The sequence below is a fragment of the Fulvimarina uroteuthidis genome (genome assembly GCF_034321785.1).
Classification (GTDB): domain Bacteria; phylum Pseudomonadota; class Alphaproteobacteria; order Rhizobiales; family Rhizobiaceae; genus Fulvimarina; species Fulvimarina uroteuthidis.
Genome location: NZ_JAXLPB010000001.1, coordinates 793,056 through 804,745, shown reverse-complemented (window position 1 = coordinate 804,745; position 11,690 = coordinate 793,056). Strand labels below are relative to the sequence as shown.

Annotated in this window: 12 protein-coding genes and 2 tRNA genes; 6 read left to right on the top strand and 8 right to left on the bottom strand. The window is 62.6% G+C overall.

Annotation, left to right across the window (positions count from 1 at the left end; genetic code table 11):
• Positions 1–67 precede the first annotated feature (67 nt).
• The 4 genes from U0C82_RS03655 to U0C82_RS03640 all read left to right on the top strand — a co-directional run bounded on the left by U0C82_RS03655 (position 68) and on the right by U0C82_RS03640 (position 2,292).
• A complete protein-coding gene (locus tag U0C82_RS03655) occupies positions 68–892 on the top strand; it encodes a hypothetical protein (protein ID WP_322185691.1) in 825 nt (274 codons plus the stop codon).
• Positions 893–894: 2 nt separating this feature from the next.
• A complete protein-coding gene (locus tag U0C82_RS03650) occupies positions 895–1,176 on the top strand; it encodes a hypothetical protein (protein WP_322185690.1) in 282 nt (93 codons plus the stop codon).
• 29 nt (positions 1,177–1,205) lie between these two features.
• The gene (locus tag U0C82_RS03645; RefSeq protein WP_322185689.1) at positions 1,206–1,535 is read left to right on the top strand and encodes a hypothetical protein; all 330 of its coding nucleotides are present in this window, start codon (positions 1,206–1,208) and stop codon (positions 1,533–1,535) included.
• Between the two features lie 160 nt (positions 1,536–1,695).
• Positions 1,696–2,292 (top strand): hypothetical protein, encoded by a 597-nt coding sequence (locus tag U0C82_RS03640; RefSeq protein WP_322185688.1) that lies wholly within the window; start codon positions 1,696–1,698, stop codon positions 2,290–2,292.
• A gap of 162 nt (positions 2,293–2,454) precedes the next feature.
• Here the strand turns inward: U0C82_RS03640 and U0C82_RS03635 are convergent, their stop codons facing one another.
• The 4 genes from U0C82_RS03635 to U0C82_RS03620 form a co-directional block, all read right to left on the bottom strand.
• Positions 2,455–2,790: a hypothetical protein gene (locus tag U0C82_RS03635; RefSeq protein ID WP_322185686.1), complete on the bottom strand. Its 336-nt coding sequence runs from the start codon at positions 2,788–2,790 to the stop codon at positions 2,455–2,457.
• Positions 2,787–3,119: a hypothetical protein gene (locus U0C82_RS03630; RefSeq protein ID WP_322185685.1), complete on the bottom strand. Its 333-nt coding sequence runs from the start codon at positions 3,117–3,119 to the stop codon at positions 2,787–2,789. The genes U0C82_RS03635 and U0C82_RS03630 overlap by 4 nt, the downstream gene beginning before the upstream one ends.
• Before the next feature lie 398 nt (positions 3,120–3,517).
• Positions 3,518–3,592 (bottom strand) — tRNA-Val (locus tag U0C82_RS03625).
• Positions 3,593–3,867: 275 nt separating this feature from the next.
• Positions 3,868–3,952 (bottom strand) — tRNA-Leu (locus U0C82_RS03620).
• 468 nt (positions 3,953–4,420) lie between these two features.
• Between U0C82_RS03620 and U0C82_RS03615 the strand changes: the two genes are divergently transcribed.
• On the top strand, positions 4,421–5,002 hold the full coding sequence (locus U0C82_RS03615; RefSeq protein WP_322185683.1) for a YqaA family protein: 582 nt from the start codon (positions 4,421–4,423) through the stop codon (positions 5,000–5,002).
• A gap of 395 nt (positions 5,003–5,397) precedes the next feature.
• Here the strand turns inward: U0C82_RS03615 and U0C82_RS03610 are convergent, their stop codons facing one another.
• The 4 genes from U0C82_RS03610 to U0C82_RS03595 all read right to left on the bottom strand — a co-directional run bounded on the left by U0C82_RS03610 (position 5,398) and on the right by U0C82_RS03595 (position 9,965).
• Positions 5,398–6,009 (bottom strand): PQQ-dependent catabolism-associated CXXCW motif protein, encoded by a 612-nt coding sequence (locus tag U0C82_RS03610; RefSeq protein WP_322185682.1) that lies wholly within the window; start codon positions 6,007–6,009, stop codon positions 5,398–5,400.
• 28 nt (positions 6,010–6,037) lie between these two features.
• Positions 6,038–7,039, bottom strand: a complete 1,002-nt coding sequence (locus U0C82_RS03605; RefSeq protein ID WP_322185680.1) for a substrate-binding domain-containing protein — start codon at positions 7,037–7,039, stop codon at positions 6,038–6,040.
• Between the two features lie 4 nt (positions 7,040–7,043).
• Positions 7,044–7,856 carry a cytochrome c family protein gene (locus U0C82_RS03600; protein ID WP_322185679.1) on the bottom strand — a complete coding sequence of 271 codons (813 nt, stop codon included), beginning with the start codon at positions 7,854–7,856 and terminating at the stop codon, positions 7,044–7,046.
• 207 nt (positions 7,857–8,063) lie between these two features.
• On the bottom strand, positions 8,064–9,965 hold the full coding sequence (locus tag U0C82_RS03595) for a methanol/ethanol family PQQ-dependent dehydrogenase (RefSeq protein WP_322185678.1): 1,902 nt from the start codon (positions 9,963–9,965) through the stop codon (positions 8,064–8,066).
• Positions 9,966–10,718: 753 nt separating this feature from the next.
• On the opposite strand from U0C82_RS03595, the gene U0C82_RS03590 reads away from it, so the two are divergent.
• Positions 10,719–11,648: a quinoprotein relay system zinc metallohydrolase 2 gene (locus U0C82_RS03590; protein ID WP_322185677.1), complete on the top strand. Its 930-nt coding sequence runs from the start codon at positions 10,719–10,721 to the stop codon at positions 11,646–11,648.
• Positions 11,649–11,690: the final 42 nt, after the last annotated feature.

The following is an 11,690-nucleotide window of genomic DNA, read 5'->3' as shown; positions in this document are numbered from 1 at the left end:
CCGCAATCCACAACCGACTTTCCACAGGCTCCGCGAGGGGCCTTTTTCGTGTCCGCAGGAGACCATCATGGATCGAGCCGCATTCTTCAAGAGCGTTCGCGCCCGACCGTTTGGCGGGGCATTGTCGCAGAGTGCCGTAGATGGCCTGTCGGCGCTGATCGCTGCATTTGACCAGTATGGCGACGGCGACGTGCGCAAGCTCGCCTACATCCTCGCTACGGCCTTTCACGAGTGCGATCGGTTCCGGTCAATGGAGGAATATGCCAGCGGTGCCGCCTATGAGGGCCGGAAGGATCTCGGGAACACGGAACCGGGTGATGGGAAGCGCTTCAAGGGCCGTGGCTTTGTGATGATTACTGGCCGGGCAAACTATACCGACTGGTCCGATCGCCTCGACATGGATCTTCTTGCAAACCCTGGGCTCGTGAAAGACCGCGCGATCGCGGCTCGCATTTGCGTCGAGGGCATGATGCTCGGCACGTTCACCGGCAAGGATCTCCCCGACTACATCAACGATGCGAAGGCCGACTACGTGAACGCGCGCAGGACGGTCAACGGCACGGACCGCGCTTCGATGATCGCAGGCTATGCAGCGCAGATGCTCACCGCTCTCAAGGCTGCGAAGTACGGGGCCGAACCGAAGGACGAACCCGCCATGGTCGAAGCCCCGAAGCCCATCACCCCGGCACCTGTCGGCGGTCCTCGCGCGAAAGCCAACGGAGGCGCTGCGGGCGTTGCAGTTGCCACCGGCCTGCTCACGCTTGTCGCAAAGCTTGGCTGGATTCCGCCCGAAGTCGCGTCCGACCCCGAGACCGTCATCCTTCTGTCGGGCTTCCTGCTCGCGGTCGGCGGCTACGTGGGAGCATTCTTTGCGCCCAAGAATGCGGCCTGACCATGTGGCGCAATGCAATCTGGCCCATCGCGGTCTTCGTCGCAATCCTCGCGTTCGCGTTCCTGTTCGGGCTCGTCACTCGCGCCGATGCCGAGCCTCGCATCCCGCCCATCGAAGTGGTCCCGATCCCGACGCCCCGCCCGATGCCATCATGCAAGACCGAAGGCGTCACCGGTAGGGCATCCCTGATCGAATGGGAAGGCCAGCGCATGATCTGCGTCCGCAGTCCGAATGGATGCCTTGTGTGGGTCGTCCTCAACCGTGGCAAGCCTCGGCACGCCTGAAACAAACACATCAAGCCGGGGGCGGATGAATGGACATAACGGCGTTGATCGAGCCGGCGACGAAAGAGCTATTCGGTTATGGCGTCCTCGGCATCGCGGTGATTGCGCTGACAACTCTTTACTGGATGGAGCGAAAAGACCGTAAGGAGGCCGACAAGGCATCTGACGCAGTGCGTGACGCCGCAGAAAAGCGGATCGAAGAAATCCAGACATGCAGGATAAATGAAATGCGATCGGCCATCGATTCCATTCGGAAGGGCGATGAGGTCATGGACGACATGCAATCGAGCTTTGAAAGGCGACTTGATGGGATAAAATCCAGCCTCGATACACTGATCTCGTCGGGGAGGGGCCGGTAAATGTGGCCATTCTCCCGACGAAAGAAGCGAGCGTCATGCACGTTCGTCGTCCCTCACACGGATAAAATAATGAGTTTACAGGCCGAATTGGCCGACGCCCGGATCGCGCATAGTAGAACGGTGTCGTCCATTAAGCGCAGCCTGGAGGATCATCGGCGACTTGTCGATGACACGTTGGCCGCGTTCGATAGGGGCGGGAATGTCTGAAAAAACCGAAAACAGGGAACGCAGCTTTCGGGCGTTCTTTTCAAACACGCTCGTTCAGAGCTTGGTCCTTGTGACCGTGATTTACTGGTCGCTTGCGATCTTCGTGCCGGGTCGATTTCTAATTGAGATCGTCACCATGGCCTTGATCGGGATGTTTGCGGTCGTGATCTATCGATGGGCTCCGGTGTCGTTTGCGGATCTTGCGGAAGGGCGGTCCGGTGGCCGTCCTCAGTTAATGGTCGGCATCGTTTCGCTTGCGCTGTCGAGCATCGGCATTCTTTTGTGGACGTTGGTATGGCGATACACCGGATATCCCGATTGGATGATCGTTAGTCCGTTTCTCGGGTTCATGCGGCTGTGGTCTGTCGGAGGTGCATTTTTGATGGTGATGTCGCCGTCAACGTTCGTCAGTGTATCGTTGCCGAATAATTGGCGTTGGGTCGTTCTCGTCGTCGCAGTTATTGCGTGCGTGTTCGGCTTCATCGCCGGTTCAATGTATGGCGAAGGCATTCCAGACCTTCCTGCGCGGTTTACGCCCGGTTCAAACTAGGCGCTGCCCCGACATCACTGACCTACCCGGCCCGCGTCTCTCTTGATTGAGGGCGCGGGCCAAATTCGTGTCAGCGCCTGAAACGAAAAAGCCCCTGGTGCGCATCGTTGAGAAGCGTGGGGCTTATTATCAACGCCACCCTACAAAGGCGTCACTGTCTGGTCAAGCAAGCATCGCCATGGCTTTAGCGTAGCGCTTGCGGAGAGATTCCGGGGCGCGGGCGTAGTTCTCGGCGAGGTCGGCGCGCTTCATGCGAACCACATCACTTTGATGGCCCATGCGGGAAATGATGGCGATATAGTCCGAGTATCGTACGTCTTTCGGCCTCGAAAGGCATAGGATCTGCGCGTAGAATGTCCGACGATCGCTGATCCATGAGGGCTTTATCGGAACCCACCCATCCTCGATGCCATCGTGAAACAGCGCCAGCCAGAACGCCCGCTCCCAAGGCCAGAAGTGAGAGGCCACGCGTAGATAGTGGATTGGATGGAAGGTCACGGCTTCTCTGCCGCTGCGATCATGGCGCGGTATCCAACCATGGCCCATTCCATAGGCAGTTCTATGATGTACGTCGAATGGGTGTCGGTCGTGTAGTCTATGGCTTCCTGAATAGCATCTTCACCGGCAACCGCCATTTGCTTCGTGGGCTCCCTCGGCACCACCACATGCGTTTCCTCGATAGCAGCGAGGGCAGCGCGGGCTTGGCGCAAAGCTTGGGCGACATGCGGGTTTTCGGCCCCTTCCCGCATCCAGTCTTTGACGAGGCATTCGCCATCGTCGCGCGCTACCATGATAGCCTTCGCCATGCGCCCGATCATATCAGACATCGGTGGTCTCCTGTAGCAGGGTGGGGCGCGGTGATCGGCTTGAATACCATGCTGCAAAAACTTTTTTTGCGATGACCCATGACGGATTAGGTTTCGTCAGTTTCACGATCGACATCCTGATGGTTGGGGTGGTGTCGGGAGATTGCAGGCGGCACGACGTTTGAGAACGTGCATTGATGCGCTCCTGTGCCGAGAAGCCATGCGACCCATCGCCCGACGAGGCCAACCGGCTTGAGGCAATACGGGCATTCCCACCAATCCGGGCGGTGCTTCAGATTGAACTTGTAGCCCATCACGCACCCCACTCGATCAAGCCGAGATCAGCGCTCAGAAACCGGAGTAAATGAGCACCAATCTGAGCGGCGATTTTCGCGATATCGGCTAAGTGCTTGATTTGATGGTGGGCGCGACAGGGATTGAACCTGTGACCCCCTCGGTGTGAACGAGGTGCTCTCCCGCTGAGCTACGCGCCCGGTTCCCGCTCTGTAAGGCTTTACGGCATTCGGCGTCAAGCCCGGTTTCCCCGTGGGCGCCAGGGTCGTTTGCACGGGGCCGAGCGGAGTGCGGAGCGCGGGCCCGGCGGGGGGGCGTTGCCCGTCGGCGAAAGCTGTGCGCCGTCGCGTCCGTCCTTCGAAAGTGCCTGAATGTGGGAGAGGCTGCCGGACGATGCGACCCGGACGCCGAGGCGGCGGGGATGGAAGATCCCGATCGCGTCGGCGAGGCTTCTGATCGGCTTGACGTCGATGGGTGGTGCCCCTGGCCGGGATCGAACCAGCACTCCTTTCGGAACGCGATTTTGAGTCGCGCGCGTCTACCAATTCCACCACAGGGGCACGAGGCGGCGAGGCCGCTTCCCGTGGCAGATGCATACAACGCCGCCGTGTCGGGGGTCAACATGGTTTCCATCCACCGGGCGATGAGCGCGCCGGCGCCGGCGCGGATGCATCCATGCCGGCCGATCGTATGGTCTTTCGCAAACCGACGAAGCGACGTCCGGCGGCCGCGGGACGAGCCGCAAGGCGAGGCCGGAGGCGCGATGCCGCTCCGCTGCCGCGACCATCGCGGCCCGACGTTCCCCGTTTTGCGAAAAGTAGGTGTCGGGAAAGCATTTTCGGCTAAGGGAGGCTCGCCAGGGTTCGTCCGCTGCGGGCGGTTCGATCCTCGCCCCACGGCTCCGGGCAAAGACGCGGCACCCGGTTTTCCACCATCCGGCGCGGCAACAAACGAACTGACAGTGCCGGAGCGATGCGACCGCATGGCGCCGGCACCGCGAAGATGACGATGAGCGGAACGAACGGGCCATGCTGCGAAAGCTTTACGACTGGGTGATGTCACTGTCGGCCACGCGCCATGCGGAGCGGGCGTTGGCCGCCATCTCCTTCATCGAAAGTTCCTTCTTCCCGATCCCGCCTGACGCCCTGCTGATCCCGATGGTGATCGCCAAGCGCGACAAGTGGATACGGATCGCGTCGATCTGCACCGTTTCGAGCGTTCTCGGCGCGTTTCTCGGCTATGCGATCGGCTATTTCTTCTTCGACCTCATCGGCCGGCCGATCCTGGAAATCTACGGCAAGGCCGATTCGTTCGCCGAGCTCACCACGCGCTACAACGAATGGGGCGGCTGGGCGGTCCTGTTCGCCGCCATCACGCCGTTTCCCTACAAGGTGCTGACGATCTTTTCCGGTGTCACCGGCCTCAACATCGTCGTCTTCACGCTGGTTTCGATCGTCGGACGCGCGGCGCGGTTCTTCCTTGTCGCCTGGCTTCTTCAGCGATATGGCGCGCCGATCCAGAGCTTCATCGAGCGTCGGCTCGGCCTCCTGTTCACCCTCTTCATGGTCATTTTGATCGGCGGCTTCCTGTCGATCCGCTATCTGATCTAGAGCATGATGCCGAAAAGTTGCATGACTTTTCGGACAACATCATGCGGAAAAACAAATACTTAGAGCGAAATGTCGATCCAGACTTATCGCATTTCGCTCTAGGCAAGGGCCGGCGCGAACGCCTGCGAAAGCGGACGCGCCGGCATCGGTGAGATCCGTGCGCGGGCCGCGTGAAGAGAGGCCAAGAGGCTGCCGAGGATCGGGGCCAGAGCATGATGCGTCGAACCATCCGGGCGCTGCGCCAGTCATCCCTCCGGTGTCATGCATCAGGCTTTCGGAAGACCGATCCCGATGTTCGCGCCGGTGCTCGAGCCAAGCGAGACGGGTCACCTCACCGACGGCCGGCGCATCCCATGCACCGGCGGGCGCATACGGCGCGCCTTACGTCACGCCCGCTATTCGTCCGGGCGATCGAGGGGCTCGGCCCGCACCAGGTCGTACCCGGCTTTCGCCCAGCCCTGCGTGCCCTCCGGATACCAGAACACCTTCGTGAAGCCGTTCTCGATGGCGCGCCGGGCGGCGTTGTAGCTCATCCAGCAATCGTCGTCGCAATAGATCACGATCGGCCTGGAGCGATCCTTGCCGACGGCTTCGTCGAGACCTTCGAGAAAATAGTCTTCCATCACCGGCGCCAGTTTTCCGTAGCCCGTATCCACGAGCCAGACCGATCCGGGAATGTTGAGGCGCGGTTTCGGGCGCCAATAGGTGCCCTCGGGCAGGCCTTCGGGTTTGGGCGCGCGGGGCAGGACATCGACGAAGGGAACGCCTTCGTCGTGAAGCGCCTTGACAGTGGCGATGTCGGCGACGGTGCCGCCTGTAAGCGTCGAGGGCACGGGAGCGCGATAGTCGTCCATCCGGTAGCCTTCAGGCTCAGGCACCGTATCGACCGAGAGCGGAAGATCGTCGCCCCGGTCGACGTCCATCGCTTCGGCGGCCGCCGCGCCGCTGAGACAGGCGAGCAGCAGGAGAGGGGCCATGCGGCGAAAGACGCTCCACCTTCTCAGCATGGTCCCTCCTCGAGAGTGTCCTTCGCGATCAGTTCGTGCCGGACTGGCTGCCCGTCGCGCCCGTTGCCGTCGCTCCGTTGCCCGCCGCAGGTGCGTCCTGTGGTCCGGAGGCGTCGTCGCTCGCGCCGTCCGTTTCGGAGGCAGGCGCTTCGGCGTCGGTGTCGGCGGCGGCCTGCAGCGGCTCATTGGCTTCGTTCAGAAGCGGCACGCCGTAGGACTGGAGAATGGCGTTGATCGCTTCCTGATTGTCGCGGATCGCGACGTTCAGCGTGCGTTTCCACTCCTGGTCGGCGCTGCGCACGCCCATGGTGATCCGGTAAGCCATGGCCGGGCCCGGGCCTTCGTTGACCAGCGGAACGACCTTGTAGTCCTTCTCCGACTGCTTGGCGTACCAGCCAGCCAGCGGTCCCCAAAGAACGGCCGCGTCGATCTCGCCGGATTCCAGATCCTTCATCATGGCTTCGGCCGAATTGTCGTAGCGGGTGTCGACCATCAGTTGATAGGGCTTGGCCAGACCGATGAGGCCGGCCTTGGCGAGATAGGTCGCCGGCGGCGTTCCGGCGATGATGCCGAGGCGCTTGCCCTGAAGGGCCGGGTCTTCCAGCTTCGTGACGCCGGACAGATCCCCTTCCGCCGGTACCACGATCGCGTAGGCCGTGCGGTAGTAGGCGTTGGTGTTCTGGACGAGCTCGTCGCCCTGGGGGTAGCTGACGATGAGGTCGCACAGGTTCGAGCCGAGCGTCATGCGCACGAAACCGGTCGCCTGCGGGAAATAGGTGTAGGAGACCGACGTGCGGCCGAGCTTTTCGGCCAGGAGTTCGGCGACTTCCTGCTCGAAGCCTTCCTCGGCCTGATTGGCGAAGGGCATGTTGTTGGGGTCGGCGCAGACGCGCAGCACGTCGGGATCGACCAGTTCGATCTCGCCGCCGAACTCGCGGTCCTGCGCCGAGACCGGCCCCGCAAACACACACGAAATCGCGAGCGCAAAAGCGCTCGCGAGACCGACAGACAGGGTTGTCGCTTTGGTCATGATCCTAGAAGCCCAAGCAATCATATTCTTTCTGCTGAGCGGCCTGCGCCAGATCGGACTTGCCCGGACGCTTCGGCTCGCCGCGATCGACCACGCCGTCGCTTCGACCGCGCAGATAGGTGTAGATCGCGTTCAGCGAGCACATGACGTTCGGATCCTCGCCCCAGGCGGGCATGATCGAATTGTTGCTGCCCCACTGGTTCTGCTGGCCGCCGACGATGATGCCCGCGAATTCGTAATAATCGATCGTCTGGAGCGATTCGAGGAGGTTCGGCGCGAAGGACGAGCCCATGCCGTCGGGACCGTGGCACTGGAGACAGTTGGCGCCGTACTTCTTGTAGCCGCGCCATGTGTACCAGTCGGCCGTGCCGTCCTCGGCGAACGCATAGACCGGCTTTTCGGCCGAATCGAGCGCCAGACCTGGATCTTCGGCGGCATCGGCCGGCTTGATCGTCGCGACCGTGTTGGATTCGGCCTTCGTATCGGCCGATGGATTGGCATCCGGCTCAGGGTTCGAAACGCCGGCGACGGATGCACCACCGCCTTCGGCAGGCGCGGCCGCGGCACTGGACGCGTCGTCGCCTGCGGGCGCGCTTTCCTGGCCGGATGTTCCGGTGCTTGCGGCCGGTGCTTCGGACGCGGCGGGCGCCTCGTCGGCGGCGGCAGGCGCCTCTGCCGGGGTCTCGGCCTGGGCGACTTCAGTCTGCGGGCTCTGCTGGCCGGCAGGGACGACGGTCGTGCCCTGCGCCGCGTAGGCGAAGCCGGCGGTCGACAAGAGCAAGGCTCCGGCCAGTCCTGCAATCATAGTGTTCTTCATCGTTTCCTCGACTTTTACGCGAAACATGAGCCGCGATCGATCTGAGTTCGTCAGTTGAATTCGTTGGGCTGATCGGGTCGAAGGTCAGCCAGCTTCGCGTCCCGGAAGGGACGGAAAGGCCGCGCACTTTCGAGCGCGGCCGCTCCAGGGTCTGCGAACGAATTCCGGCCTCGATCTGCATCGAGGCCGGATGGTGTCGTTCGGGCCTTAGTTGGCGGGCTGCTCGCCTTCGGCTGCTGCCGGCGTGGCCGCAGCATCGGTCGAGGACGCCGACGCGGTCTGGTCAGGAACGGTGAAGACCGTCAGCTGGCCGCCGAGTGCGGTGTAGTTCGACAGGGCCGCGTAGCCGCCGACGGCGCCGAGACCGGCGTTCGGATCGGTGAGGCCGGCTGCGAGGCCGATGCCGGCCCAGCCGCCGATGCCCGACAGGATGCCGACCATCTGCTTGCCGTCGGTCTCGTAGGTCATCACGTTGCCGATGATGCCCGACGGGGTCTTGAAGCTGTAGAGCTCGTCGCCCGTCTGAGCGTCGACCGCCTTCAGGTAACCTTCGAGCGTGCCGTAGAAGACGACGTCGCCAGCGGTTGCGAGCGCGCCGGACCAGACCGAGAACTGCTCAGGCAGCGACCAGACGATCTCGCCCTTGCCAGCGTCCCAGGCAATGAAGTTGCCCATGCCGCCGTGGCTGTCCGGAGCCGGATACATCGAGAGCGTTGCACCGACATAGGGCTGACCGGCCGTGTAGGCGACGCGGAACGGCTCGTAGTCCATGCAGACGTGGTTGGTCGGGACGTAGAACAGGCCGGTCTTCGGCGAGAACGCCGCAGGCTGCTGGTCCTTCGTGCCGAGCGCCGCCGGGCAGATGCCGGTGGTGTTCACGTCTTCGCCGTTCTGCTCCGTGGAGTATTCGGCGACGACCTGCGGACGCCCGTACTGATCGGACTCCTTGTCCATGACGACTTCCGTCGCCCAGTTGACGGCCGGATCGAACTTCTCGGCGACGAGCAGTTCGCCGGTCTCGCGGTCCAGCGTGTAGGCGAAGCCGTTACGATCGAAGTGCACGAGAGCCTTGCGCTCCTGGCCGTCGACCGGGATGTCGGCAAGGATCATCTCGTTGACGCCGTCGAAGTCCCACTCGTCGTGCGGGGTCATCTGATAGACCCACTTGGCCATGCCGCTGTCGGCATCACGCGCCATGATGGTCATCGACCACTTGTTGTCGCCCGGACGCTGCGAAGGGTTCCAGGTCGACGGGTTGCCCGTGCCGTAATAGACGAGGTTCAGCTCGGGATCGAACGCGAACCAGCCCCAGGTCGTGCCGCCACCGATCTGCCACTGATCACCTTCCCAGGAGTTCAGCGAGGAGTCGGCGCCGACAGGCTTGCCGAGGGCCGTGGTCTTCTCGGGATCGAAGAGCATCTCATCGTCTGGACCGGTCGAATAGGCGCGCCATGCCTGCTTGCCGTCCGACAGGTTATAGGCGGTCAGCGAACCGCGAACACCGAACTCGCCACCGGAAATACCGATATAGACCTTGTCGTTGGCGACCATCGGAGCGGCCGTACCGGTCTCGCCCTTGGACGGGTCACCGTTCTGGACGCTCCAGATCTGCTCACCGGTCTCGGCGTCGAGCGCCACGACGGTGGTGTCGGCCTGATGGAGAATGACCATCGCCTTGCCGCCATCGGAAGCCGGCGCGTAGGCGACGCCGCGGTTGACGGTATCACAGCACATCACCGGGATGACGTTCGGGTCCTGCTTGGGCTCGTAGCGCCACTTGATCCGGCCGTCCTGCGTCAGGTCGAGTGCATAGACGATGTTCGGGAACGGCGTGTGGACGTACATCGTGTCGCCGACGACAAGCGGGTTGCCCTCGTGGCCGCGAAGAACGCCGGTCGAGAAGGTCCACGCCGGAACCATGTCGCCGACATTGTCCTTGTTGATGGCGTCGAGTTCGGAATAACGCTGGTTCGCGTAGTTGCCCGTTGGCATGACCCACTGAGCGGGGTTGCTTGCGGCTTCCTTCAGCGCGTCGTTTGCAGCAGCATAGCCGCCGCCCGCCAGAAGCAAGCTGGAAGCCAGTGCGGCCTTGGTAAATGTTTTTAGCATCGAGTGTCCTCCCAAAGGAACCGAGTGCCGGATACAGGCGCATTGACCCTCTCGGAAAAGCCCGACAGGTTCGAATCAGCCGAAGCCGGCTATGAGTGGGGACGGTTTCCGGCAGCGTGTCACGACCGCCAATAGGGGTCTTGGTGGGCACCGTTGATCATTGCCCTACCGTGGCCTTCGAAAAATCGCTGTGCTCCCAACACGCTGCGATCTTTGAAGCCGGAAACCATGAGACAGATGCTAGATGCGGAAATTCATCCATGCAAGCGGCAACGAGGACTTTTTCCTTGTGCAGTGCAGCATTAACGGGCGTGCGATCCAGTGTTGGCGCCCGTCCGACAGTCCTTCTGCTGCCGAACACTTACGTTCTATCACGAGATATTTATGAACAGGTGGTTCCGCGGGGCCCCGTGTGGCGTGTGACCACGTCCCGTGCGACGCACCGCTCACGCGCGCGCCGGAAGCTGCCTGTCCTAAGCGATCAAGGACTTTGCCCGGAAAAGATGTTCGCACACTGGGGCCCTGGAAACGTGTGGACGCCGGGCAAAGTCGAGCGGCGAGACGTTCGCTTTCGCAAGTGCGAAGACGTGGTTTCATCGGGCAAAACGACGCAGCATTTCGTCCGGCCTTTTCTTGAAAGGTCAATCAAGATGACTTGTCTGGAGCCTCCACGGGACCATTTCGCCCCACATGTTCATGGTTACCAAAATTTTATTGCGTGATTCGGTGCGGTTCTGCTGCGGCGTGCCGGCGATGATCCTGGCGTTTCTTGCCTTCTCCGCCGTGCTCGGCGCCCCGTCCCGCGCGGAGGAGAGGCCGACGCGTCCGTTCTTCGTGGAGATTGCCGACGGGGTCTATGCCCATCAGGGGCTGGTGGAGGAAACCAGTCCCGACAATCAGGGCGACATCTCCAACAGCGGCTTCATCGTCGGCGACGAGGCTGTCGCCGTGATCGATACGGGCGGGAGCGTCGCCGTGGCGGAACGCGCGCTTGCAGCGATCCGTCGGATCACCGACAAGCCGATCCGCTTCGTGATCAATACTCACATGCACCCCGATCACATCTTCGGCAACCAGGTGTTTGCGGCGGAAGGGGCGACGATCCTCGGGCACGAACGGCTCGGGGCCGCCATCGCGGCGCGGGCCGAATCCTACCGGATGTCCATGGCCGAACAGCTCGGGATCGCCGAGATCGACCGTCTCGACATTGTCGGCCCGGACGAGGGCGTTGCGGTCCTTGCTCCTCGCATCGTCGATCTCGGCAACCGGAAGATCGTGCTGACGGCCTGGAAGACGGCCCATACCGACAATGATCTGACCGTCTTCGACACCCGGACGCAGACCCTGTTCACCGGCGACCTGGTCTTTCTGGACCATCTCCCGGTGCTCGACGGGAGCCTTGCCGGCTGGCTGGAGCAAACGGCCGACCTCATGGCCATAGAGGCTGCGCACGTCGTGCCCGGCCACGGTCCGCTGGATGCGAGGTGGCCGGACGCGATGGCGCCGCAGACCGGTTATCTGGAGCGACTGGCCGGCGACGTGCGTTCGGCGATCGCGAACGGGGACGGTTTGCAGGAAACGGCGGAGAGCGCGGCACGCACGGAAGCGGAAGCGTTCGCGCTCGCCGACGCGTTTCGGCGGCGCAACGCGACGGCGGCCTTCGCGGAACTCGAATGGGAGTAAGAACCGCCCCATGGCCGTCCCCGCGTGCGTCGTCGCCGCCGC